At 65.3% G+C, this 2306-nt stretch carries 1 protein-coding gene; it reads left to right on the top strand.

What is annotated here, in order from left to right:
* The coding region (locus VK533_RS13380; RefSeq protein ID WP_324378450.1) for a FimV/HubP family polar landmark protein at nt 1-2306 on the top strand (2306 nt) is incomplete at both ends.

The raw sequence follows: 2306 nt of genomic DNA, 5'->3' as shown, positions 1-2306 counted from the left end.
CTCGCCGCCAAAGACGCGTTCACGCGCTATGGCATCGACCGTCCGCCTTTCTTGTCGACGCTGACGTTCAAAGTGGGCAAGAGCAAGGACGGGCGCGACGTGCTGCTGGTTCGTTCGAGCGAATCGATTCCTGAGCCCTTCATGACGTTCTTGGTTGAGGTGAATTGGGCCCGCGGCCGCCTCATGCGCGAGTACACGGTATTGCTCGATCCGCCGGTGTATTCACCCGGCGAGCGCGCGAGCACAGCCGCTCCCGTGACCGCAGCGACCACCGCACCGGCTGCACGAGCGAGGCCCGCACCGGCTGCTACTGCAGATGCCACCGCGGCCACAGCCGGCACGCCGAGCCGCCCAGGCTCCTCAGGCCGCGCGGCGCGACGCGCCTCGAGCCCAGCCGGCAGTGCGCCGAGCCCAAGCGGTACGGAAACATCCGCTCCGGTCGGCGATGGCTATCATGTCGCCCAAGGCGACACGCTGACCAAGATTGCGCGCAGTTTGCGCGCCGGCGGATCGAAGGCCGACATCGACCAAAGCATGGTCGCGATGTATCGCGCGAATCCCGATGCGTTCGGCGGCAACATCAATATTTTGCGCCGCGGTGCTGTATTGCGCGTGCCGGGCGGGGATGAAATCGCCGCGCTGAATCAAACCGAGGCGACCAGTGAAGTGCGTCGTCAAATGGACGCCTGGCGCGGAAGCAGTGGTGCAGCGCCAAGCGGTCACCTGCGTCTGGTTACGCCTGGCGCCGGCGGCGGCACCAGCAACAGCGTCGGCGACTCCGCCTCCAGCGGCGAAGCTCAGGCGCTGAAAGGACGCGTCAAGGATTTGGAAGCACAGCTTGCGGATTCGCATCGGCTGCTTGACCTCAAGAGCAACGAATTGAGCGAGCTGCAGCGCAAGCTCGGCACGCCGGCTACGGCGACTCCGGCGCCCACGCCGCGACCGCCAACGGCGACTGCGCCAACGCCGGCTCCGACACCTGCGCCGGTGGAAGCAACACCTCCGCCCGCGGAAGCGACGCCGCCCAGCACAACCGCGTCCACGCCGACGCCGCTGCCCACGGAAAGCACACCGACGCCGAAACCGGCCCCGGTGGTAGTGAAGAAGCCGGCAACGGATTCAGGATCCTGGCTCGACTGGGCGACCGCCAATTGGTGGGTGCCATTGGGCGTTATCGCACTGTTGATCGCCGGCCTGGCAATCGCCTCCTGGCGGCGCCGGCAAGCCGGCGGTGGGGGCGATTTCCCCGGACTGGATTCGACCGACATTTCCGAGTTCCGTGATCCGACTGCCCGGGTCGCCGGCGGCCGCGGCGGCGACAACTCATTCGTCGTGGAGGAATCGGGCGAGCATCCCATGCCGGAATTCGCCGAGACCGCGGAGCCGCGATACGGCGAGACGACCACGGACCTCAAGGCTCCCGACGACACAATGTCCAGCGAGAGCGCTGTCAATCTCGATCAGGGCGATCCCCTGGCCGAGGCGGACTTTCATATGGCGTACGGCCTGTACGACCAAGCCGCCGACTTGGTGCGCATTGCGCTCGAGCGCGAGCCGGATCGGCGCGATCTGCGTTTGAAGCTGTTGGAAATCTATTTCGTTTGGGGCAACAAAGAAGCATTCCTGCAGACCGCCAAGGGCCTGGAATCCACCCGCGACCGCGCACCGGCCGGCGAGTGGGACAAGATCGTCATCATGGGCAAGCAGATATGCCCCGACGAGCCGCTATTCGCGTCCACGGCGGGCAGCGGCCGCGGCGCGGGTGCCCTGGTCGACTTGAATCTCGAAGGCGGTGAAAACCGCGTCGATATCGATTTGTTCGGCGACCCGGAAGGTGAGCACAGCATCGATCACCCCATCGCCAAGGATCGCGACGACAACGCCACGACCGGCGAATCGCCCGGCATACACGCCGCCTCGGATCTTGATTTCACTTTGGATAGACCGGAACGCGGCGCGGATGATTCGCCGACGCGGGAAATGGCGCCGCGCGATGAGCCGACCGTGGAATCCGAATTGATGAATTTCTCCGACTCGCCCACGGCCGAATCGCCGACCTTGAAACCCACCGACCTTCGCGGCCGGATTTCTTCGAAGCTGGACAAAGTGAACAAAGCGGATCAAACCGCCGAGCTGTCGATCGACGATTTGGGTCTGGATCTGGATCATCTTGATGGCGCCAACGGCGCGTCGGTCAGCATCCCGCGGCTCGAGGAGACCGATCATCCGGAGGACGCGCCGACCATGGTTGCCGGTCTCGACGAAAAATCGCGGCGCATGATGGCGGAAGCGGAAAGCCGCGCGCG

The sequence above is a fragment of the Sphingomonas sp. genome, from assembly GCF_035317925.1.
Lineage (GTDB): Bacteria > Pseudomonadota > Alphaproteobacteria > Sphingomonadales > Sphingomonadaceae > Sphingomonas_I.
The sequence above is the reverse complement of the archived record's forward strand: the minus strand, read 5'-3'. Positions and strand labels throughout refer to the sequence as shown.